Origin of the sequence: Tritonibacter horizontis, from assembly GCF_001518015.1 — a bacterium.
In the GTDB taxonomy this organism is placed as follows: domain Bacteria; phylum Pseudomonadota; class Alphaproteobacteria; order Rhodobacterales; family Rhodobacteraceae; genus Epibacterium; species Epibacterium horizontis.
The window spans coordinates 16,482-37,551 of the sequence record NZ_LPUY01000098.1; the positions used below are offsets into that span (position 1 = coordinate 16,482).

Below are 21,070 nucleotides of genomic sequence, written 5' to 3' on the forward strand. Positions count from 1 at the left end.
GACTTACCCTGCGCCGAAACCTGCGCTAGGGTTTCGTCAGCAAAGATCAGGACCATGAGCAGTTCACTAACTTCGTCACAGGTGCGCAGGCGCCACGTTTTTTACATTCCGGGCTATGATCCGTTCCACCCGCGCCGCTACCGAGAGCTGTATCGCACGGAGGGGCGGGCGCAGGCGCTTGTGTCGGGCTACGAGCTGGAACTGACGCCAAAGACCACCAAGGGGCCTTATGGCTGGCATGTCAGCGCGCGGATTGACGGCGAACAGGTGGAAACCGATGTGGAGGTTCTGGTCTGGTCGGACATCGTCAAGGACAGCATGCGGACCTCGGTGGCGGCGACCTACCTGCAGCTGCTGCGAACCGCGTGGATTTACATTTCATCCGGCGCATTGTGGCGGTTGACGAAACTGCGCCAGGGTCCGGTGATCGCGGCGCTCTACCCGGTGGTGATTTTGCTGGGGCAAGCGCTCGTGGCGCTGGCGTTCGGGGCTGGGGTGGCCTGGTCCATCGGGAGCCTGTCGGATTTTGCGAGCCTGTCGGTCTCCCTTGTGCGGATGCTTCAGATCGTGATGGCCGCCGGCGCAGCCATTGCGCTGCTGATGGCCTTCAAGGCCCGTGACAACAAGCTGTTCGCCTACTACCTGATGCATGACTATGCCTATTCCGCCGGCGGCTGGGGCCAGAACCCGCCAGAGTTGGAGGCGCGCATGGCGGAATTTGCCGCCGTAATCCGGGCTACTGTGGTCGAAAACGCGGTGGATGAGGTGCTGGTGGTCGGCCATTCCTCGGGGGCGCATCTGGGCGTATCTGTGCTGTCGGATGTGCTGCATGAGGGCCTGCCAGAGCGCCGTCCGGCGCTTGGTTTTCTCAGTCTGGGTCAGGTCGTGCCGATGGTTTCCTTCCTCCCGGGCGCGGATCGCTTGCGCCGGGATCTCGCCGCGCTTGCCGTGCAAACAGAAGTCCCATGGTACGATGTCACCGCGCCGGGGGATGGCTGCGCCTTTGCGCTTTGCGATCCGGTTGCGGTCACCGGAGTGGCGACCGAAGACCAGCGCTGGCCGGTTGTTTTTTCCGCCGCCTTCACCCAGAGCCTCAGTCCGGCGCGGTGGAAGTCCCTGAAACGGCGATACTTTCGTCTGCATTTTCAGTATCTTTGCGCCTTTGATGCGCCCCGCGACTATGACTATTTTCAGATCACGGCCGGACCTCGGACGCTGGCGGCCCGCTATCGCGATCGGCGGCATTCGCGGTCTCGTCTGGCGACGCCCGTGAACCGCTACACGACGGTGGCGCGCCGATGACATCTGAGGCGGAGCCATCAGAGACGGAGCCTGGCGCGAAACGACCGCCAAAACCGCCCACCCGGCCGGACAGGGTGTCGCTCTGGCGCTATCTGAAACTGTTCCGTGCCGATATCCTGTCGGCGCAACCGGCGCGGCTTTATCGTGCGTGGATGGCTGAATTCCGGACGCCCTTTTTCCGCTCGTTCCTGGTCAATCAGCCAGAGCTGGTCGACGTCCTGCTGAAACAGCGTCCCGATGATTTTCCAAAATCGGATCGCGTCGGCGAGGGGTTGCGGCCGCTTCTGGGCAATTCTGTTTTTCTGACCAATGGCGACACCTGGAAACGCCAGCGCCGGATCATTGATCCCGCATTCGAAGGCGGGCGCCTAAAGCAGAGTTTTCCGGCCATGCTGGCGGCCGCGCAGGCGGGCGCGGACCGGCTGGCGGCGGATGCCGATGGCACGCCGGTCGAAATCGAGGCGGTCACATCGCATATCGCCGCGGATGTGATTTTTCGCACGCTGTTTTCGATCCCGATTGAACATGAGGTCGCAGCGGAGGTGTTCAGCAGGTTTCGCGCCTATCAGCAGGCGCAGCCGATCCTGAACCTTGCTGCCTTTGTGCCCTTGCCGTGCTGGATGCCAAGGTTCTACCCAAAGGGCACGCGGGAGAACGCCAGGCGGATCCGGCGGCTTATTGCATCGCTGACCGAGGCGCGGATGGCCGAGATTGCGGCAGGGACAGCGCCGCAGGATCTTGCGACCAAGATCATGACAACCCGCGATCCGCAAAGCGGCCTGGGGTTTGATACCGAAGAAATGGTCGATCAGGTCGCGATCTTTTTCCTCGCGGGGCACGAAACCAGCGCCTCGGCGCTTGGCTGGGCGCTGTATCTGATGGCGGACTATCCCGAGTGGCAGGCGCGCGTCGCGCAAGAGGTCGCGGAACATGGCACAGCGGACTTTTCCGCTGTCACCCGGCTGCGCACCACACGGGATGTTTTCCGCGAAACGCTGCGCCTTTACCCGCCCGTTCCGATGATGGTCCGCGAGGCACAATCGCCGGACACCTTCCGCGACCGTCAGATCCCGAAAGGATCGCAGATGGTGCTGAGCCCCTGGCATCTGCATCGGCACACCCGGTTATGGGAGAACCCGGATGGGTTTGATCCGGGCCGCTGGCAGACCGACACCGGAAAAGACAGCGCCCGAACCGCCTATATGCCGTTTTCTGCCGGGCCACGGGTCTGTACGGGGGCGGGGTTTGCGATGCTTGAAGGGGTGTTGGTGCTGGCACATCTGTTGCAACGCTACCGGGTCGCGCGTGTCGAGGGCCAGGTGCCCGAACCGGTGGCGCATCTGACGGTGCGGTCGAAAAACGGCATTTGGTTGCGGCTGACACCGCGCCAGGGCGGGTGAGGCCGAGCCGGGGTCAGTCGGGAGCCGGTGAGTCCTGCTGGCCCAGTTTGTGCTGCAGGGCCTGCAAGACAAACAGCCGTATGGCGGAGGCCAGTCCGCAGTCGGTTCCGCGCGCTTCGTCGATTTCGGCGGCCAATTCGTTGATGGCGCGGTTCTGTTGGCGGGCAAGCTGTCTGAATTCGACCCAGAACGCATCTTCCAGCGATACCGACGTGCGGTGTCCCCGCAGCGTCAGCGACCGTTTTTTTGGGCGCTGGTTCAACATGACCGAGATCCGGTGCAAACGCATCTGCAGGCTTGCAGCAAGGCAGGTCCTTCGCGGTGCATCACTCGGGCGTCTTGTCGTCGATCCGGTGCCGGTCGAGGTGCTTGTGCTGCATGGTCGCTTCGGTCTGATCCAGGGCTTTCACCGCTTTGGAGCGGCCAAATTTCACCGCGTTTTCATTGGCGCGCGCCTTTTGTTCGGTTCGCGCCTTCTGTTTTCTGAATCGGTTGAGGTTTACGACGTCGCTCATCTGGATAATCTATCAAGGTTGTGGAGGCTTAGATACCCACGCTGCGCTGGCGGACCGGCCGCGGGCGAAGATACCAATACCAGACGCGATAGGCCTGCAACAGCAGAAGCGGCGCGAAATGCAGGATGGCTTCGGCGGGGTGGGCCCAATCGTTGATCGCGGCCCAATGCAGCAGCACCAGTGCCACGGCCGGGTGGCTCCACCGTTGCAGGGTTTTCCAACGCGGCCCCAGTTTCTTGACGAAGAAATCGCAAGAGGTGACCGTGATCGGGATCAAGATCGCAAGCGCCGCCCAGCCTGCAATGATATAGAGCTGCGAGACATCGGACACCATCCCCGCGAGAGAATTCCGGTCGATCATATAGAAGGTCGTATGCAGCAAGGCATAGGCAAAGGACGCGATGCCGAGACTGCGGCGGTTCTTGCGCAGCCATCTTGTCCAGGACTGGCCCTTGAAGAGCAGGGTCAGCGGCGTGGTCATCATCGCGATGATCATCAGCCGTGCAGAGAATTCCGCGGCCGGATGCGCCAATTCCCCGAAAATACGCGGATCCGTGGACATGTAGGCTTGATAGGCGATGAGGATCGCCGGAATGGAAAGAAGAAACCAGAACAACTGATCGTGTAGGCGAGGCATGGCAGGCTCCGTTTTTGACGGTTGCCTGACGTTAAAAACAGACTGGGGCACGCCTAAGGCCATGAAGTTAAAACACGCCGAAAATCCGGCGTGTTTTCTTGTTTTATCGTTTCAGTTCAGGACTTTGGGCCGATCATCTGCTCGGGGCGGACCACTTTGTCGAAGGTTTCACTGTCCACGAATCCGAGACGAACCGCCTCTTCTTTCAGGGTTGTCCCGTTTTTATGCGCAGTCTTGGCCACTTTGGTCGCATTGTCGTAGCCGATGGTGGGCGCCAGCGCGGTGACCAGCATCAGGCTTTCGGTCATCAGTTTTTCGATGCGCGGGCCATTGGCCTGAATGCCATTCAGCATCCGTTCGGTGAAGCTGTCGGCGGCGTCGCCCAGCAGTTGGATCGACTGGAGCAGGTTGTAGGACATCATCGGGTTGTAGACGTTCAGCTCGAAATGGCCCTGGCTGCCGGCGAATTTGATCGCGGCATCGTTGCCCATGACATGGGCGGCCACCTGGGTCAGCGCCTCGGCCTGGGTCGGGTTGACCTTACCCGGCATGATCGAAGACCCGGGTTCGTTCTCCGGCAGGATCAATTCGCCCAGACCCGAGCGGGGACCGGACCCGAGAAAGCGAATGTCATTGGCGATCTTGTAGCAGCTGCCTGCGATGGTCGCGAGCGCGCCGGAGAGGAACACCATGGCGTCATGGGCGGCGAGCGCTTCGAATTTGTTGGGCGCCGTGACAAAGGGCAGGCCGGTGATTTCGGCCATATTGGCGGCGACTTCTTCGCCCCAGCCCTGAACCGTGTTCAGACCGGTGCCGACGGCGGTTCCGCCCTGCGCAAGCTCATAGATGCCGGGCATCGCGGCGTCGATCCGGGCGAGCCCCTGGCGGATCTGGTGGGCATAGCCGCCAAATTCCTGGCCCAGCGTCAGCGGCGTTGCATCCTGCGTATGGGTGCGGCCGATCTTGATGATGTCTTTGAATTCTTCCGATTTGGCCTCGAGCCCTTCGGCCAGCTTGGTCAGGCCCGGCAGCAGCACGTCGCGCACGGACATGGCGGTGGCGATATGCATCGCTGTGGGGAAGGTGTCATTGGAAGACTGCCCCATATTGCAATGGTCGTTCGGGTGCACTGGATCCTTGGACCCGATCACCCCACCGAGAATTTCGATCGCGCGGTTGGCGATGACCTCGTTAGAGTTCATATTCGACTGGGTGCCGGACCCGGTCTGCCACACCACCAGCGGGAAGTTGTCGTCGAACTTGCCCTCGATCACTTCGCCCGCCGCCTGAATGATCGCGGATCCGATCTTGTCGTCCAGCTTGCCAGAGGCCTGGTTGGCCATGGCACAGGCCTTTTTGATGACGCCGAGCGCGCGCACGATGGCGATGGGCTGTTTTTCCCAGCCAATCGGGAAGTTCATGATCGACCGCTGGGTCTGTGCGCCCCAGTATTTGTCGGAAGGGACCTCAAGCGGGCCAAAGCTGTCTGTTTCGGTGCGGGTATTCGACATTGTGTCTGTCTCCGTCGCTGGATCGATGACCTGAGGGGATCAGGTGGTATACTTATGTATGCCGTTTACCCCTCTTGGCGATCCAGTGCAATTGGTCTGATACGCTGAACAGGGATAGGGCGGGGCACTGGTTGGTGGTATACTGTGCCAGTTCCGCAAGTGCCATTGCCAGTTTGGCAAGGATGCATAGATTACACTAGATACGAGTCGCGGCTGCGGCACCCCATCAATTGAAATACTTGAGGCCATATTATGCGCAGGATCGCACACCAACGAGCCGGAACCATGGCCCCCAGAACCCAGGTTTTGCCGGACCCGCGTGCATTGCTTCTGGCGCTGTTTCTCGGCGGGCTGGCCCTGTTGCTGACGACACAGGTGGCCCGGGCTGCGGCGGATCTGCGCCAGTTTGTTGGCACCTATACCGGCAGCGCAGAGGTGGTGCAGCTTAACGGTGAAGCAGAGCAACGCGATATGAGCGTCAGCATCTGGGAAACCGAAGACGGGTTCGCCGTTCAGTGGAGTACCGCCATCCGGCGCGCTGACGGACGTGAGAAAACCAAGAATTACGAGATTGAGTTCCAGCCTTCGGAACGGCGGGGGGTCTATTCAGCTGCGATGAAGACCAATGTGTTCGGTCACACGGTTCAGATGAACCCGATGAAGGGGGAACCCTTTATCTGGGCGCGGGTGATTGAGGATACACTGACCGTCTTTTCGCTCTATGTCGCGGAGAACGGCGACTATCTGATGCAGCAATATGACCGGAGCCTGGCCGATGGCGGGCTGCGGCTTGATTTTTCACTGCATCGCAATGGTGTCGCGGCGCGCACGGTGACAACGTTTCTCAACCGCTCTGAATAGCCCGCGCGTTCTGGTCTGGCGATGTGCCGCCTTCCGCGCGGTTGATTACTTGCGGAAACTGTCCAGCGAGACGATCTCGGCCTTTTTCTTTTTATCGGCAGAGGTTTGCGCGTCTTGCTCGATAGGTTCGTCGGAGATTTCCAACGGTTCCAGATCGTCGTCGCTGTCTTCTTCGGTGCTTTCGAACCGCAGGCCGAATTCGACCGAAGGGTCGACGAAGGTCTTGATCGCGTCATAGGGGATATAGAGCGGTTCGGGGGAGTCGCCGAAATTCAGGGTCACGGCAAAGCCTTCTTCACCGACATCGAGATTGTCAAACCAGTGCTGCATCACGACGGTCATCTCGCCGGGATAGCGGTCCGAGAGCCAATCCGCGAGTTCCGCATCGGGATGCGAGGTGTCGAAGGTGATGAAGAAATGATGCGCGCCCGGCAGGCCGTTCGCCGCAATGTCGTCCAGTACATTGCGGATCAACCCACGCATGGCGCGGTGCATCAGGTTTCCATAGTCGATCTCTCGGGACATCGTCTCACCCCTTGTGTCTGCTCGGTCCGGATTGGGCGCAGTCGCGCGGCGAAGCCGACCTGTTCCTGACCAGTTTTGGACCTAATCAGAAGGCATTGCAAGCCAAGCTAAGGGTCTTTAGCCCAGCGGCAACCGATCTGCAATCACCCCGAGGCCCGCCATGGCGGCCAGCAGCCAAAAGATCCGCCCACCGACGGCCCATGCCACCATCGGTGCGATCACCGTCAATAGCAGCGCCTTTGGGGCCAGACTGTCAAGGTCCGGGGCGGGCAGGGCGAGCGGGCCGATCGACAGGATGTTCTGGGCATGAAACAGGAAGTGCAGCAGAAACCAGACGGACAGATTGAGCATCATCCCGGCCACGCCAGCGGTGATCGCCTCCAGTCCACCCCTCAGGCGGGGCTGATGAGTAATGCGTTCGACATAAGGCGCAGCCGCAAAAATCCAAAGAAAACAAGGGATAAATGTCGCCCAGAGCGCAACGCCACCGGCCGCCAGCGCAAGCGGCCAACCGCCAAGTTGCGCGCCTGCCAGCATGGCCACAAATTGCGTGACCAGCACAAGCGGGCCGGGCGTGGTCTCGGCCAGACCAAGCGCGTCTATCATCTGGCCGGTGCTGATCCAGCCATGGGTGCTCACCACGGTTTGGGTCATATAGGCAAGCACCGCATAGGCCCCGCCGAAGGTTACGACCGCAAGCTTGGCAAAAAACCAGCCGATAGCGGCGAGAAATTCAGCGCCGATCAGCGACAATCCGCACAGTGGAAATAGCCACAATCCAACCCAAATTGCGATCATGCGCCAATGGTTTGATGGCACAGGTATGGCTGTGGCCTCGGCTGCTTCCGGCGCGCCTGGCCGGAGGGATACCCCGATCAGCCCCGCCGCAAGAACCACCAGAGGAAAGGGCAGGTTCAGCGCAAAAATGGCGACAAATCCGGCCAGCGCCAAGCCCCAGGCCAACGGAGTCTTGAGCGCTTTTTTGGCGATCCGTGACAGGGCCTGAAGGACGATCACAAGGACGGCCGCCTTGATCCCGAGAAATCCGGCCTGGACCACGGGGAGGGTGCCAAAGGCGACGTAGAGCCAGACCAGAGCGGCGATGACCACTGCCCCGGGCAGAACAAACAGACCGCCGGCCAGCAATCCCCCCGCCGTGCCGCGCAATCGCCAGCCGGTATAGGTGGCAAGTTGCATGGCTTCTGGTCCGGGGAGCAACATGCAAAAGGACAGCCCGCGCAGGAACTGCGCCTCATTGAGCCAGTTCCGCCTGTCGACAAGCTCGCGATGCATCAGGGCGATCTGGGCAGCCGGGCCGCCAAAACTCAACAGCCCGATCAGGCCAAAACATTGCAGCAACGCCGACCAGGTCGGGGGGGCTTGCGTGATCGAAGTTGGCGTCGCCATGGTCTGAGCCCCAGCAAATAGAGTCAATGCCTTGTAGCAGACACAAGGGGCACGCCAGAGTGCTAAACTGAGCTGGGGTCTAAAAAAACATCGGCCGCGCCAATTGGGCTGGCCGTTGTCCGATGACAGAATTTGGTAAAAATACGGGCCGATGGCAGGTGCTATTGGCGGGTGTTATTCGACCCAGACCAGTCGCTCTCCGGTCAGGCAGACCGGAAGCGCATCGGTTGGGATCTGGCCAAGCTGTTCAAACATCCGGAGATAGTCAAAATTCGAATAGAATTCGAAGAAGCGACCGTTGCGAACCCTTACCAACATTTGCCCAGTGAAATCTAGCTTGCGCCGATGAGAACTGTCGAGCGCATCGACCCGGACACGCACCATCGCCAGGTCGCCGTCCTCGATGCTATGGGTGACCGTGACCTTGATCTGGTCCAGCAACGCCTTCATCGCGGTCACGACTTCCTTATAATCCACGCCAGGCGAGACCACCGCATCCAGGGCGCCGTTGAAGATCACGTCGGGATCAAGCAGCTCGTCCACGATGTCGAGGTTGTCTTTGTTCCAGACTTCTTCGAACCAGAGGTGCAGCAATGCGCTGTTTTTCATTTCAGATGCATTTCATAATCGGGAATGTAACAAGATCGCCACCTACAAGCCTCGTTCAGGGAAAGTCGAGACCTGATGGGCCCATTCTCCGTAAAGACTACGTGAAAAGGCGTGAAATTACCACAAAACACAGCGCGGATTTTAGAGTTTCCAAATATAGCGTTGTTTTCCAACACTCTTTTGGTCTGGCCATTTTCGCAAGAGGGGGAAGTGCAGGTTTCTGTTGCCAGGTACCTGCGAACCCCGCCTTACGCTGCTAGGCCCAAGGACTTAAGTTCGGTTCGACTCGAACTGCTTACGCAGCCAGAGCAACCGGAGCACGATTGTCGTTTGCAATTGTACTGTTTTCGCCGGTAACGGTGGCAGACAGCCGAGACAAAGCTAACCCTTTTAGACGTCCGTCGATCCTATTTCGGCCCCACAGTCCTGAACAATCTCTTCAAACGAAAGAAACAGCCAGTGGTAGGTTGGTGGAGCCGCCGGGTACCGCCCCCGGGTCCGATCCGTTTATTATGAGCGCGTTTATGTCCATAGTTCCCAAGGGAACGACACATATATAGGTCGTGCGGCGCCGGAGTTAAAGAGGAAATGACAGCCCCCTTGTGAGGTGGCGCTGGTGGCAGGTGCAAGGCCGCCCGGCTTGGCCGTCCGTTCAGCTTTGGGCCGCGCGGGTGGCGCGGCGGGCAAAGACATCTGCGGCAAGTTTGCGGGTCTCGTCTTCGAGTGCCGTCAGCTCTGCGACCGCGCGGTCCCCGTCGCCGCTGTCAATCGAGTCGGCAATGCGCCCGTGCAGCGCAAGTATGACCGCACGATCACGGGCGGTGAATGTAATCATGTTCATCAGCGGCTGCATTGCCTCGACCGCTCCGGCGAGCTGATAGGACAGCACCGGATTATGCGCGCCGTCAACCAGAGCCCGGTGAAAGGCGACATCAGAGGCGCAGAAGGCCTCATCCGTCAGGCCGGGCTGGCTCTGGCGAAAGATCTCGGCGCGCATGGTGGCCAGCTGATCGGCGGACCGTCGGCTGGCAGACAATGGCGCGCATGCCCGTTCCAACGCATAGCGGGCCTCGCAGGCCGTATCGAAACTCACGGCATTCATGCTCAGTAGCAGGGTCGAGGTGGTGACTTGTTGGCTATAGGCATCCTCAAAGCTCAGCCGATTGACAAAGGCGCCACCGGTGGCGCCACGCTGGGTGCGGATCAGGGATTGCGCCGCCAACCGTTTCAGCGCCTCGCGCACGGTGGAGCGGGAGACCTGAAACTGTTCGGACAGTTCCGCCTCCGAAGGTAGGCGTTCGTCGACGATGAGGGCCCCGGCAATGATCGCGTCGCGAATGGCATTGGCAATCTGCGCCGACAGATCCGCAGGGCTGTTGGGGTCGATCTTCATCCGGTCTGTTCCCTCACGTTCATGGTGCCCTGATCTTTTTTCATTTGTCAGACATTTAAAAGTCTGACATTTGATTCACAAGACTTTTCGACTCACATCGAATACCTGAAAGGCCACCAGCGTGACCATGCCCAGAACGCGCCTTGCACAGAATTTACACCGGATGACCGGGTGGCATTGGCTGCTGCTCTTTGGTGGCATCCTGTCGGCCTGGAGTGCGTTGTTCCTGATGTCGGTGCCGGAGGGATTGCGCGCTGCAGGCGCGGCCTATGGCGCGGAATTCTGGCTTTTGCTCTGTACCATGACCCCTGACGCGGCGGGCGGCACCAGGATGGTACTGATGTGGGCCTTGATGTCAGCGGCGATGATGGCTCCAACCGCGTTGCCTGCTTTTGCCACCTATGAGGATCTTGGACATTCGACGGCAGAGACCAGATTTGGCCGCTTGGTTCTGGGGTATATGGTCGTCTGGTGTGGCTTTTCCGTCGTGGCGGCGCTGGCGCAGATGATATTGCTGCGGGCCGATCTGGTCAGCGTGTTCGGCGACAGCCGCTCTGGCCTGTTGTCGGGGGTGTTGCTTGTGCTTGCGGGGGGCTACCAGTTCACACCGCTCAAGGAGGCCTGCCTGAGCCGATGCCGCAGGCCGCTTGTTTTTTTCATGCAGCATTGGGACGAGGGGGCCTTGCGCAACGGGGTGCGGCTGGGGGCGGCTTGTCTTGGCTGCTGTTGGGCGCTGATGCTGCTGGCCTTCGTCGGCGGGGTCATGAACCTTGTTTTTATGGGGCTCGCGACCCTGTTCATGGTGCTTGAAAAGTTGCCAGAGATCGGCCGCTGGCTGACCCGCCCAATGGGGGCGGTTCTGCTGGCAGGTGGTCTTTGGACGATCGCGACACAATTCTAGAGGGAGGAAAACACAATGGCAAATGATCGGATGGAAACGGCGGCGCGGATCGACAACCGTCATCCCGGCGCACAAAAGTCGGGGCAGGGGACGGTGCCTTGGGCGATCAAGGGCGAGCTGATCCTGAATTGCAATTGCACCGTCTTTTGTCCCTGCGTCGTGTCCCTGGGCAAGCACCCGCCCACCGAAGGCTACTGCCAGGCCTGGGCGGGGGTCCGCATTGATGAAGGGCATTTCGGTGACGCCGATCTGTCCGGTCTCAATGTTGGCCTGATCCTGGAGATCCCAGGGCTGATGGCGCGCGGAAACTGGAAGGCCGCCGCCTATATCGACGAGCGCGCCGACGACGATGCCTACAACGGTCTGATCGACATTTTTTCTGGCAAAGCGAAGGGCACAACCGGCCTGTTCAAGGTCTTGGTGAGCGAGTTCCTCGGCGCCGAACGTGCACCGGTCCTGTTCGAAACCGAGGGCAAAACCCGCCGTCTGATCGTGGGCAAGCAGATCCATGGCGAGGTTGTCCCCGTTGGCGGGGCCAACAGCGAGGAGGACATCGTGGTAACAAACACCGAATACTGGATGGGGGCCGACATCACGGTCGCGACCGCCACAAAGGGCCGCGTCCGGGCCTTTGGCCGGGTTTGGGACTTTGATGGCCGTTCGGCCGAGATCTGTCAGATCGACTGGAACGGTCCTCGCTAGCAGGCGCGCGAGAATTCGAAATCATAAGGAAATTTAATATGTTCAAAGCTCTTGTTATGAAGCAGGACACAGCGACCGGCACCGCCACCGCCGCAATTGAAACGCTGACCATGGACGACTTGCCGGACGGTGACGTGACCGTTTCGGTCGATTACTCAACGGTGAACTACAAAGATGGCCTGTGCCTCAGTGCGAAGGGGGGCGGTCTGGTGCGCAACTACCCGCATGTGCCCGGGATAGATTTCGCCGGCACGGTGGAGGCCTCCTCCGATGCGCGCTATGCGCCGGGCGACAAGGTCGTGTTGACCGGCTGGCGTGTCGGAGAAGCCCATTGGGGCGGCTATGCGCAGAAGGCCCGCGTAAAAGCAGACTGGCTTGTCCCCTTGCCCGAGGGCCTTGATCCGCGTCAGGCGATGGCCGTCGGGACGGCCGGCTTCACCGCCATGCTGGCGGTTATGGCGCTCGAGGATCAGGGGCTGAAGCCCGGCAACGGCCCGGTGTTGGTCACGGGCGCTGCGGGCGGTGTGGGATCCGTCGCAACGGCGATCCTGGCGCATCTCGGTTATGAGGTGGCTGCGGTCACGGGCCGACCGGAAACCGCCGACTATCTCAGCAGCCTTGGCGCCACTCAGATCGTGGCGCGCGGCGATATTAACGCGGTCGTGAAGCGTCCGCTGGAGAGCGAGACCTGGGCGGGCTGTATTGATGCCGTCGGCGGCGAGATGCTGGCTCGGGTCCTTGGGCAAATGAAATACGGGGCCTCTGTGGCGGCTGTTGGCCTCGCAGGCGGCGCTGCTTTGCCGACGACGGTCATTCCGTTTCTTCTGCGGGGCGTGAACCTGCTGGGGATCGATTCCGTGATGCAGCCCTACGACAATCGTCTGCGAGCCTGGCAACGCATCGCGACGGATCTGCCGATGCATAAGCTGGAGGCGATGGTGCAACCCGCCACTCTGGCCGAATTGCCGCAATTGGGCGCCGAGATCCTGTCTGGCCAGATCAAAGGCCGCGTGGTCGTCGATTTGAACGGCTGAGCCACAATGTGTTAGCGGACATTTGCCTCCGCCTTCCGCCCTCCCGCGCAGTTGCCGGGAGGGCTTGGCCGCGAACCTGTGGTGAAGACGGCCAAACATCGTTTCCACTCTTGATCTTACCGCCTGAACTTGCACTCTCTTGCGGACAATCCGCTCGTAAGAGGTGAAAGAGCCATGGATATCGACTTTGTCCGCGACCAGTTTCCCGCCTTCTCGCAGGAGCGCCTCCAGGGGCAGGCCTTTTTTGAAAACGCCGGGGGGTCCTTCACCTGCCGTCAGGTGATTGATCGACTGTTCCGGTTCTACACCGAGCACAAAGTCCAGCCCTATGCCCCCTATGCCGCATCTGAACGCGCAGGCGCGGAAATGGATGAGGCGCGCAGCCGTTTGGCCGCGATGTTGGGCGTTGCGCCGCGCGACCTCAGTTTCGGGCCGTCCACCACGCAGAACACCTATGTTCTGGCACAGGCCTTTCGGCAGTTTCTGAAAGCCGGCGAAGCGATTGTCGTGACAAATCAGGACCATGAGGCAAACAGTGGACCTTGGCGCAGGCTGGCCGATGCGGGGATTGAGGTCCGGGAGTGGCAGATTGACCCCGCAACCGGACATCTTGATCCGGCCGATCTGGAGCGTTTGCTGGACGAAAGCGTCCGGCTGGTTTGTTTTCCGCATTGCTCCAACGTGGTCGGCGAAATCAATCCGGTGACCGAAATCACCGCACTGGCCCATGCGGCGGGTGCCTTTGTCTGTGTTGACGGGGTGTCCTATGCCCCCCATGGGCTGCCGAATTTGGGCGAGCTTGGGCCGGATATCTATCTGTTTTCAGCGTATAAAACCTATGGACCACATCAGGGGATCATGGTCATCAACCCGGCGCTGGCGGATCTGTTGCCAAACCAGGCTCATGTTTTCAACGGCGATGTGCCCTATAAGAAATTCACCCCCTCGGGGCCAGATCACGCCCAGGTCGCGGCTTGTGCCGGCATGGTCGATTATTTCGAACTGTTTGCCCGCCATCACGGCGCGAAGATGGCCCAGGGGCCGGCGCTTGGCGATTTTGTCCACGACCTGATGCGCCAGCGCGAGATCAAATTGCTGCAACCCTTGCTGGACGCAGTCAAGGATCGCAACGATGTAAGGCTTCTCGGCCCGTCGCATGCCGAAGACCGTGCGCCGACTGTTGCGCTTGGCCTTGGGCGACCGGCAGAGCCAGTGGCGCGGCGTTTGGCGGATCATGGCATCATGGCCGGAGGCGGCGATTTCTACGCCGGGCGCGCCCTTGCCGCCATGGGGCTTGATCCGGTGCAGGGGGTCCTGCGGTTAAGCTTTACCCACTACACCACCGAAGAGGAGGTGACAGCACTGATCACGGCCCTAGATCAGGTCTTGTAACCTGCTGACGATCAAGGAAATTGCTCAATGACCGACACTCGGCCTGTCATCTGGTGGATCAGGCGTGATCTCCGCTTGCGCGACAATCCCGCCCTCTCGGCGGCGGTGGCAACCGGCGCACCTGTTATCCCGCTCTATATCCACGACCCACTGGACGAAGCATTGGGCGCGGCGCCGAAATTTCGTCTCGGTCTGGGGTTGGCACGTTTTGCGACCACGCTGAAGGGGGTGGGAAGCCGTCTGATTCTGCGGCGGGGCGATGCGCTGGAGGTACTGGAACAGGTGCTCAGCGAAACGGGGGCCGCGCGGGTGATCTGGTCACGGGCCTATGATCCGCAGGCGATTTCGCGTGATACGCAGATCAAGGAGCGGCTCAAAGCACTTGATATAGAGGCGAAATCGACTGGCGGACATCTGTTGTTCGAACCTTGGACGGTGGCAACGAAGGCCGGGGGCGCGTTCAAGGTCTATACGCCGTTCTGGAAGGCCGTGCGCGACCGCAGCGTCGCGCCTTTGTCTGACCGCCCAGCGAGCCTTCGCGCGCCCGCAGCATGGCCGCAAAGCGCCGAGCTTGAGACGTTCGCCATGGACGCCGCGATGCATCGCGGGGCCGACATTGTCGCGCAGCATTGCCGGGTGGGCGAGGATCTGGCGCTGGACCAGCTTGACCTTTTCTTGGAGGAGCGCGCGGCAACCTACAAGACAGACCGTGATTTTCCGGCACGCGCGGCGACCTCGGAGCTGTCGGAGAACCTCGCATGGGGGGAGATCAGTCCGCACCGGCTGTGGCATCGCGGGCTGGCGGCGCAAGATGCAGGAACGCCCGGCGCCGAGCATTTTCTGAAAGAGGTCGTCTGGCGTGAGTTTGCCTATCACCTGATGTTTCAGTCTCCCGGGATCCTGACGCGCAACTGGCGCCCGGAGTGGGATGCCTTTGCCTGGGATGAAACCGGCGGGCAGGCTCTGTCGCGCTGGCAGAAGGGCCAGACCGGGTATGACTTTGTCGATGCGGCCATGCGCGAGTTGTATGTGACCGGAAAAATGCACAACCGGGCCCGGATGATCACGGCAAGTTTCCTGACCAAGCATCTGATGTTGCATTGGAAACTCGGGTTGAACTGGTTTGCGGATTGCCTGGTCGATTGGGATCCCGCCGCCAACGCCCTGGGGTGGCAGTGGGTGGCGGGCTCTGGCCCTGACGCGGCACCGTTTTTTCGCATTTTCAATCCAGATGGCCAGCGTGACAAATTTGATCCCAAAGGCAGCTATGTTCGCCAATGGCTGGCAGAGGGCCAGGCAGCGCCGCCGCAAACCGCGCTTGATTTCTTTGCCGCAGCGCCACAGAGCTGGGGCTTGTCTGCCAGCGCCAACCGCTGCGAGCCGATGATCGGATTGAAGGAAGGCCGGGAACGTGCGCTTCTCGCGTATGAGAACCGCAAGAGCGCCCAGTAGCCGGTTGTTTCGGCACGACAATGACGCGCAGCGGAAAAATGAACCCGGCCACTGGATTTGCGAGGGCCGCGCGCATACCGTGGCGAAGAATGCAGCTATTTTCAGGATGACCCTCACATGAACCCTACTGCCGGACGCCTCGTGGCAGCGCTTTGCCTTGCGGTCCTTGCCTTTATCTTGTCCGGGCAGATCATACCGCTGATGCCAGAAGGCACGGATTTTGGGTATTTTACCTATGTTAACATGGGGTTGGGTTTCCTTGTTGGATGGAAGGTCATGGGCGCGCGGGCAGGCCGTGGATTTGTGCCGGGGCTGAACAACGGGCTGACGGGGGCGGCTGTGATGGTGCTGCTGGGGCTATTCCTGCAGGGCGCGGTCGAGATGTTTCGCCTGGCCCACCGTCATGTTTACGATGGCCCCTTCGAGGCGGTTGCCGCGATATTCACAATCGGGTTGGAATACTTCTTTATCATGGCAGTTCCGAACGTATTGCTGACGATCGCGATCGGCGGGCTTTTGGCTGGGTTTGTGACTGAGCAAGCCGCAAAACGCTGGAAATAAAACAGATTTCGAAAGGGTCATTTGTGACGGATGTATTTGTTGCCGGGGCGCTTGCGCTGCCGAATGTGTTGGACAGGGTGCTTGGTCGCGACCTTTCGCCGGACCACACGGCACCGGCGATCCTGCGCGATCACGCCTTGGTCATTTGTGACCCGGCGCATCATCCAGCGGTGGTGCCACAAACGGGAGCGCAAGTCGGCGGTCTGTTGGTCCGGGGGCTGACGGATCTGCAGGTCGAGGCGATCACGCATTATGAAATGAGCTTTGGTCGCAAATGTTTATCGGTTGAAGTTGAGGCCGAACGCGGGCCAGTCACGGTGCAGGCTTTCACCCTGGCCGAGCGCGAGGTGGAACCAGAAACCTCAGAGCTGGACGGCGCGGCCGCCGATCTTCGGGACTGGGCAAAGGATTGGGCAGACGTCGCGGCCTGCATGGCGCGCGAAATCATGGCGTTTCAGGGCCGCAAACCGGCGTCAGATCTGACAAAATCGCTCTATTCCATGCGGATCCGTGCCAATGCCTGGTGCCGGGCTCAGAGCCGTCAATCTGACCCTGACCATGATCTGGCGCGTGATGTGATCGTGCATGCGCACAAGCGGGAGTATATCAACTTTTTCGCGATGGAGGAGATGGACCTTCAGCATCGCAAGTTTGATGGCACCATGGGACCGTTGATCAATCGGGGCGTCCTTTTGGTTGGCGAAGCGGCGGTGCTGCTTCCCTACGACGTCAAGCGCGATGCGGTGTTGTTGATCGAACAGTTCCGTGCCGCAATCTTTATCGCCGGTGAAGTGTCGCCCTGGACGCTGGAGCCGCCAGCGGGCCTGATGGACCCCGGCGAAACGCCAGAGGAGGCCGCGCGGCGCGAAACACTCGAGGAGGCCGGGCTGGAGGTAAGCCACCTGGAGCCTGTCGCCAGCCTCTATCCTTCCAGCGGGTCGTCCGGCGAATATGTCCATATTTTCTGCGGTCTTACCGATTTTTCCTCGATTGAGGGCGGCGGCGGCGTGCCGAGCGAGGGCGAAGACATCCGCAGTAAAGTCATCTCGTTCCAAGAATTGATGCAAGGCGTGGACAATCGTACTTTTCAGGATATGCCTTTGGTGACAGCGGCACTCTGGCTGGCGCGTCACAGGGACCGTCTTCGCGCCGAATTCGGCTGACAGCACGACTCGCCAGTCCGCGCCCTTGTGATCGCTTCACGTGGCCGCTACATCAAAAGAGAACGAGCGAAAGGGACCCCCAATGCGCATTGCACGCGATCTGGCCGATGCGGTCGGCCATACCCCTCTGATCCGACTGAACAAAGTCAGTGATGAAACCGGTTGCGAAATACTTGGCAAGGCGGAGTTCTTGAACCCCGGTCAGTCGGTCAAAGACCGGGCCGCGCTCTATATCATCAAGGACGCGATTGCACGCGGCGCGTTGAAACCGGGTGGTACGATTGTCGAGGGGACAGCCGGCAACACCGGGATCGGTCTGGCATTGGTCGGCGCCTCCATGGGGTTCAAGACCGTCATCGTGATCCCGGAAACGCAGTCCGAAGAGAAAAAGGACATGTTGCGCCTTGCAGGGGCACAGTTGGTGCAGGTGCCAGCGGCCCCCTACAAGAACCCCAATAACTATGTCCGTTATTCGGAGCGTCTTGCGGCGGAACTGGCCAAGACAGAACCCAACGGTGCGATCTGGGCCAATCAGTTCGACAACGTTGCCAACCGGCAGGCTCATGTCGAGACCACAGGCCCGGAGATCTGGGACCAGACCGGCGGCAAGGTCGATGGGTTCGTCTGCGCTGTTGGCTCCGGTGGCACCCTGGCGGGGATCGCCGATGTGCTGCAGCCCAAGGGCGTGAAAATCGGTTTGGCCGATCCGTTTGGCGCGGCGCTCTATTCCTTTTACACGACAGGCGAACTGGTGGCCGAAGGCTCCTCGATCACCGAGGGCATCGGCCAGGGACGGATCACCAAAAACCTTGAAGGGTTGGTGCCGGATTTCAACTATCAGATCTCGGACCAGGAAGCGTTGCCATATGTGTTTGACCTGCTTCACGAGGAAGGGCTGGTTCTGGGCGGTTCATCGGGCATAAACATCGCCGGTGCGGTGCGACTGGCGCGGGATCTGGGACCGGGTCATACGATTGTGACGGTGCTTTGTGACTATGGCACGCGCTATCAGTCAAAACTGTTCAATCCCGATTTCCTGCGGGACAAGGGGTTGCCGGTGCCAGACTGGATGACGCATAGCCCTGCGTCTATCCCCGGTGTGTTCGAGGACATCTGACTGCCATGGCCGACTTGAAAAGAATGCTCCAAGTCGGCCTGTTGTGGCTGGCTTGCGTGTTGGTGCCACTGCAGGCACAGGCGCAGCAGGCGCGCGCTGGCGATGCCGGTCTTTCTGTGGCACGCGAGCTGGCGCAATCCATCGCCTCCGGGCCAATTGGCGACTACTACGATGAGTGGCAGAACACGGCAGAGCGTGCCGAAAAAGTGCTGGATACCAGAAAAGCGTCCAATGGGGCGCTTGAAACCCTGCGGCTGGATCTGACCGCTTACCGGCAGCAGTTTCTCACCGCAGGCAGCCAGAGCGCGGACCGGATCAAGACGCTGCGCGCTCAGATCGACGCGCTTGGGGCGGTTCCCGAGGACGAAACCAAGGAACCGGAACCGGAGAATATCACCAAGCTGCGCATCGAGTTGAAGCGGCAGTTGGCAGAGCTGACCGCACCTCAGGTTCTTGCGGATCTGGGCTACAGTCGGGCGCAGGGCTTGATTGCCGAGATCGATAAGCTGATCCGCGAAAGGGCAACCCGCAAGCTGCTGGAACGGTCACCGATGCCGGTGAACCCGGAGAACTGGCCCCGTGCGCTGAGCGATACCACCAGCGTTTTTCGCGCCTTCTATAGCGAAACCTCGTCACTCCTGAGCCGTGCTTCCACCCGCGAAACCATCGCCGAACGCTTGCCGATCCTCTTGTTGTTGGGCGGGTTTGCGCTTCTGCTGTTGGGCCGGGGCCGGCATTGGGCGCATCGGGCAGGGAACTACCTGCGCGAATTGGGCGGGCGCGGGTCAGGGGTCTGGCGGTTTATCGTGTCTCTGCTGCAGGTTCTGTTGCCCTATGTGGGCACGTTGCTGCTGGTGCGCGTGTTTGATCTGTCTGGTGTGCTCGGCGTGCGGGGAACCCTGGTGTTGAACCATGTCCCGCTCTGGTCCTTTCTGTTATTTGCGTCGCATTGGCTCGGCGAGCGGCTCTCCGTCTACCAAATTTCCAACGAACTGATCCCGTATGAGCCGCGCTCACAAGGGCAGCTTCGCGTGCTGTTTGGCTCTCTTGTCGTGGTTCTGGTGGTGCAACTCGTGTTGCGCCGTCTCGACGCCATCGAGAATTTCGATAGCGGGACGATGGCGGTTCTGAGCTGGCCTCTGGTTCTGGTGGCATCGCTTCTGTTGGCGCGGATGAACCGGCTCAGTGCCCGACACAGACGCCAACAGGCGGATGATGAGGCCGAGTCAAGCGAGGATGATGGTGCGATAGCGGTTGGCGCCAGTCGTGCGATGTCGGTGTTGCGTCGATTGGTGTTTCTGATTGCGGTTGCCGCGCCTGTTCTTGGCGCGCTGGGGTATATCAACGCCGCCATCGGGCTGATTTATCCGACCATATTGACCCTTGGCGTGGTGATCTTCCTGACCGTGATGCAGCGGTTCCTCACCGATATCTACATTTATCTCACGCGCGAGACACAGCAACCGGAGGAATCGCTCTTTGCGGTCATTACCGGCTTTGTGCTGGCGCTGCTGTCGCTGCCCGTGCTGGCGCTGGTCTGGGGCGCGCGAGTTTCGGATCTGACCGAGCTTTGGTCGCGGTTCCTCGAAGGATTCGATGTCGGAGAGACGAAAATCTCGCCGACAATCTTTCTGACCTTCGTTGTGGTCTTTGCCCTCGGCTACGTTCTGACCCGCCTGCTGCAAAGCAGCCTTCGCGCCTCGTTGCTTCCCAAGACGAAAATTGATCCGGGCGGGCAGAATGCGATCGTCGCCGGTGTCGGCTACCTTGGGATTTTCCTCGCGGCACTGATCTCGGTCTCGACTGCGGGGCTTGATTTGTCGTCGCTTGCAATCGTCGCCGGTGCCCTGACGGTGGGGATCGGGTTTGGTCTGCAAACCATCGTGTCGAACTTCGTCTCCGGTATCATCCTGCTGATCGAGCGTCCGGTGTCCAAGGGTGACTGGATCGAAGTCGGCGGCCTGATGGGCTACGTCCGGGATATCTCGGTCCGCTCCACCCGGATCGAAACATTCGACCGGACCGATGTGATCATTCCAAACTCGGATCTGATCACAAGCACCGTCACCAACTATACGCGCGGCAATACGGTGGGGCGCGTCATCGTGCCTGTTGGGGTCGCCTACGGGACCGATCCGCGTCGCGTCGAAGCTTTGCTTCTGGAAGTGGCGAAGTCGCATCCGATGGTCTTGTTCAACCCCGAACCTGCCGTGGTCTTCCAGGGTTTCGGCGCCGATAGCCTCGATTTTGAGATCCGTGCGATCCTTCGGGATGTGAACTGGGTGCTGGCGGTGAAATCGGACATGAACTACGAGATCGCCAAACGATTTGCCGAGGAAGGGATCGAAATACCCTTCGCGCAGCGCGATCTGTGGATCCGCAATCCAGAAGCCCTGCGGGCAGCCCCGGCTGCCCCGCAGCCGTCGGCCCCACCGTCTGCGCCAACCACCGGCCAGAGCGCGCCGGTTAAGCCCGACGTGTCGGACCTGACGCCACAGGATGCGGCCCCTCCAGAGAGCGACGACTGACCGCTCAGACCACCGGCCTCAACACCATTGCGCGGCGCCTTCCGCACGTGGGGATAAGAT

Annotated in this window: 20 protein-coding genes and 1 other RNA gene; 12 read left to right on the forward strand and 9 right to left on the reverse strand. The window is 60.5% G+C overall.

Features of this window, described 5'->3' with window-relative positions; genetic code table 11:
- Positions 1 to 54: 54 nt before the first annotated feature.
- Positions 55 to 1,302: a hypothetical protein gene (locus tag TRIHO_RS18890; protein ID WP_068247423.1), complete on the forward strand. Its 1,248-nt coding sequence runs from the start codon at positions 55 to 57 to the stop codon at positions 1,300 to 1,302.
- Positions 1,299 to 2,702, forward strand: coding sequence for a cytochrome P450 (locus TRIHO_RS18895; protein ID WP_068247426.1), 1,404 nt, complete (start codon positions 1,299 to 1,301; stop codon positions 2,700 to 2,702). Before TRIHO_RS18890 ends, TRIHO_RS18895 begins: the two co-directional genes overlap by 4 nt.
- Positions 2,703 to 2,715: 13 nt before the next feature.
- Here the strand turns inward: TRIHO_RS18895 and TRIHO_RS18900 are convergent, their stop codons facing one another.
- The 4 genes from TRIHO_RS18900 to fumC form a co-directional block, all read right to left on the reverse strand.
- Positions 2,716 to 2,967 carry a ribbon-helix-helix domain-containing protein gene (locus TRIHO_RS18900; protein WP_082705214.1) on the reverse strand — a complete coding sequence of 84 codons (252 nt, stop codon included), beginning with the start codon at positions 2,965 to 2,967 and terminating at the stop codon, positions 2,716 to 2,718.
- A 61-nt stretch (positions 2,968 to 3,028) separates the two neighbouring features.
- A complete protein-coding gene (locus tag TRIHO_RS18905) occupies positions 3,029 to 3,217 on the reverse strand; it encodes a DUF4169 family protein (protein WP_068247428.1) in 189 nt (62 codons plus the stop codon).
- A 28-nt stretch (positions 3,218 to 3,245) separates the two neighbouring features.
- Positions 3,246 to 3,854 (reverse strand): protein-methionine-sulfoxide reductase heme-binding subunit MsrQ, encoded by a 609-nt coding sequence (locus TRIHO_RS18910; protein ID WP_068247431.1) that lies wholly within the window; start codon positions 3,852 to 3,854, stop codon positions 3,246 to 3,248.
- A 116-nt stretch (positions 3,855 to 3,970) separates the two neighbouring features.
- Positions 3,971 to 5,365 (reverse strand): class II fumarate hydratase, encoded by a 1,395-nt coding sequence (gene fumC, locus TRIHO_RS18915; protein ID WP_068247434.1) that lies wholly within the window; start codon positions 5,363 to 5,365, stop codon positions 3,971 to 3,973.
- A gap of 285 nt (positions 5,366 to 5,650) precedes the next feature.
- Here fumC and TRIHO_RS18920 point away from each other — a divergent pair, with 285 nt between their 5' ends.
- Positions 5,651 to 6,226, forward strand: a complete 576-nt coding sequence (locus TRIHO_RS18920; RefSeq protein WP_232367837.1) for a hypothetical protein — start codon at positions 5,651 to 5,653, stop codon at positions 6,224 to 6,226.
- A 45-nt stretch (positions 6,227 to 6,271) separates the two neighbouring features.
- Here TRIHO_RS18920 and TRIHO_RS18925 read toward each other — a convergent pair whose 3' ends face one another.
- The 5 genes from TRIHO_RS18925 to TRIHO_RS18945 form a co-directional block, all read right to left on the reverse strand.
- Positions 6,272 to 6,751 (reverse strand): SspB family protein, encoded by a 480-nt coding sequence (locus TRIHO_RS18925; RefSeq protein ID WP_068247440.1) that lies wholly within the window; start codon positions 6,749 to 6,751, stop codon positions 6,272 to 6,274.
- A 117-nt stretch (positions 6,752 to 6,868) separates the two neighbouring features.
- Complete coding sequence (gene chrA, locus TRIHO_RS18930; protein ID WP_068247442.1) at positions 6,869 to 8,158, reverse strand: chromate efflux transporter; 1,290 nt, start codon at positions 8,156 to 8,158, stop codon at positions 6,869 to 6,871.
- Positions 8,159 to 8,332: 174 nt separating this feature from the next.
- Complete coding sequence (locus TRIHO_RS18935) at positions 8,333 to 8,767, reverse strand: ester cyclase (protein ID WP_068247443.1); 435 nt, start codon at positions 8,765 to 8,767, stop codon at positions 8,333 to 8,335.
- A gap of 209 nt (positions 8,768 to 8,976) precedes the next feature.
- Positions 8,977 to 9,353: a transfer-messenger RNA gene (ssrA, locus tag TRIHO_RS18940) on the reverse strand.
- 66 nt (positions 9,354 to 9,419) lie between these two features.
- Complete coding sequence (locus TRIHO_RS18945) at positions 9,420 to 10,160, reverse strand: FadR/GntR family transcriptional regulator (RefSeq protein ID WP_068247445.1); 741 nt, start codon at positions 10,158 to 10,160, stop codon at positions 9,420 to 9,422.
- A gap of 127 nt (positions 10,161 to 10,287) precedes the next feature.
- Here TRIHO_RS18945 and TRIHO_RS18950 point away from each other — a divergent pair, with 127 nt between their 5' ends.
- The 9 genes from TRIHO_RS18950 to TRIHO_RS18990 all read left to right on the forward strand — a co-directional run bounded on the left by TRIHO_RS18950 (position 10,288) and on the right by TRIHO_RS18990 (position 21,010).
- Positions 10,288 to 11,061: a DUF2182 domain-containing protein gene (locus TRIHO_RS18950; RefSeq protein ID WP_207498746.1), complete on the forward strand. Its 774-nt coding sequence runs from the start codon at positions 10,288 to 10,290 to the stop codon at positions 11,059 to 11,061.
- A gap of 30 nt (positions 11,062 to 11,091) precedes the next feature.
- Positions 11,092 to 11,763 (forward strand): DUF1326 domain-containing protein, encoded by a 672-nt coding sequence (locus TRIHO_RS18955; protein WP_068247480.1) that lies wholly within the window; start codon positions 11,092 to 11,094, stop codon positions 11,761 to 11,763.
- 38 nt (positions 11,764 to 11,801) lie between these two features.
- Positions 11,802 to 12,797 (forward strand): acryloyl-CoA reductase, encoded by a 996-nt coding sequence (gene acuI / locus TRIHO_RS18960; protein WP_068247448.1) that lies wholly within the window; start codon positions 11,802 to 11,804, stop codon positions 12,795 to 12,797.
- A 174-nt stretch (positions 12,798 to 12,971) separates the two neighbouring features.
- On the forward strand, positions 12,972 to 14,189 hold the full coding sequence (locus TRIHO_RS18965) for an aminotransferase class V-fold PLP-dependent enzyme (RefSeq protein ID WP_068247449.1): 1,218 nt from the start codon (positions 12,972 to 12,974) through the stop codon (positions 14,187 to 14,189).
- 27 nt (positions 14,190 to 14,216) lie between these two features.
- Complete coding sequence (locus tag TRIHO_RS18970) at positions 14,217 to 15,641, forward strand: cryptochrome/photolyase family protein (protein WP_068247451.1); 1,425 nt, start codon at positions 14,217 to 14,219, stop codon at positions 15,639 to 15,641.
- A gap of 117 nt (positions 15,642 to 15,758) precedes the next feature.
- Entirely contained in the window at positions 15,759 to 16,202 is a 444-nt protein-coding gene (locus TRIHO_RS18975; protein ID WP_068247452.1) for a TrgA family protein, read from the forward strand.
- A gap of 23 nt (positions 16,203 to 16,225) precedes the next feature.
- Positions 16,226 to 17,365 (forward strand): NUDIX domain-containing protein, encoded by a 1,140-nt coding sequence (locus TRIHO_RS18980; RefSeq protein WP_068247466.1) that lies wholly within the window; start codon positions 16,226 to 16,228, stop codon positions 17,363 to 17,365.
- Positions 17,366 to 17,447: 82 nt separating this feature from the next.
- Positions 17,448 to 18,482, forward strand: a complete 1,035-nt coding sequence (locus TRIHO_RS18985) for a cysteine synthase A (RefSeq protein WP_068247469.1) — start codon at positions 17,448 to 17,450, stop codon at positions 18,480 to 18,482.
- Between the two features lie 5 nt (positions 18,483 to 18,487).
- Positions 18,488 to 21,010, forward strand: coding sequence for a DUF3772 domain-containing protein (locus TRIHO_RS18990; protein ID WP_068247471.1), 2,523 nt, complete (start codon positions 18,488 to 18,490; stop codon positions 21,008 to 21,010).
- Positions 21,011 to 21,070 lie beyond the last annotated feature (60 nt).

Coding starts and splice junctions, on each gene's coding strand:
- TRIHO_RS18985 (WP_068247469.1), top strand. CDS start 17,448: ATGCGCATTGCACGCGATCTGGCCGATGCGGTCGGCCATACCCCTCTG.
- TRIHO_RS18905 (WP_068247428.1), bottom strand. CDS start 3,217: ATGAGCGACGTCGTAAACCTCAACCGATTCAGAAAACAGAAGGCGCGA.
- fumC (WP_068247434.1), bottom strand. CDS start 5,365: ATGTCGAATACCCGCACCGAAACAGACAGCTTTGGCCCGCTTGAGGTC.
- TRIHO_RS18990 (WP_068247471.1), top strand. CDS start 18,488: ATGGCCGACTTGAAAAGAATGCTCCAAGTCGGCCTGTTGTGGCTGGCT.
- TRIHO_RS18895 (WP_068247426.1), top strand. CDS start 1,299: ATGACATCTGAGGCGGAGCCATCAGAGACGGAGCCTGGCGCGAAACGA.
- TRIHO_RS18955 (WP_068247480.1), top strand. CDS start 11,092: ATGGAAACGGCGGCGCGGATCGACAACCGTCATCCCGGCGCACAAAAG.
- TRIHO_RS18910 (WP_068247431.1), bottom strand. CDS start 3,854: ATGCCTCGCCTACACGATCAGTTGTTCTGGTTTCTTCTTTCCATTCCG.
- TRIHO_RS18975 (WP_068247452.1), top strand. CDS start 15,759: ATGAACCCTACTGCCGGACGCCTCGTGGCAGCGCTTTGCCTTGCGGTC.
- acuI (WP_068247448.1), top strand. CDS start 11,802: ATGTTCAAAGCTCTTGTTATGAAGCAGGACACAGCGACCGGCACCGCC.
- TRIHO_RS18970 (WP_068247451.1), top strand. CDS start 14,217: ATGACCGACACTCGGCCTGTCATCTGGTGGATCAGGCGTGATCTCCGC.
- TRIHO_RS18945 (WP_068247445.1), bottom strand. CDS start 10,160: ATGAAGATCGACCCCAACAGCCCTGCGGATCTGTCGGCGCAGATTGCC.
- TRIHO_RS18920 (WP_232367837.1), top strand. CDS start 5,651: ATGGCCCCCAGAACCCAGGTTTTGCCGGACCCGCGTGCATTGCTTCTG.
- TRIHO_RS18935 (WP_068247443.1), bottom strand. CDS start 8,767: ATGAAAAACAGCGCATTGCTGCACCTCTGGTTCGAAGAAGTCTGGAAC.
- TRIHO_RS18900 (WP_082705214.1), bottom strand. CDS start 2,967: ATGTTGAACCAGCGCCCAAAAAAACGGTCGCTGACGCTGCGGGGACAC.
- TRIHO_RS18925 (WP_068247440.1), bottom strand. CDS start 6,751: ATGTCCCGAGAGATCGACTATGGAAACCTGATGCACCGCGCCATGCGT.
- TRIHO_RS18890 (WP_068247423.1), top strand. CDS start 55: ATGAGCAGTTCACTAACTTCGTCACAGGTGCGCAGGCGCCACGTTTTT.
- chrA (WP_068247442.1), bottom strand. CDS start 8,158: ATGGCGACGCCAACTTCGATCACGCAAGCCCCCCCGACCTGGTCGGCG.
- TRIHO_RS18950 (WP_207498746.1), top strand. CDS start 10,288: ATGCCCAGAACGCGCCTTGCACAGAATTTACACCGGATGACCGGGTGG.
- TRIHO_RS18965 (WP_068247449.1), top strand. CDS start 12,972: ATGGATATCGACTTTGTCCGCGACCAGTTTCCCGCCTTCTCGCAGGAG.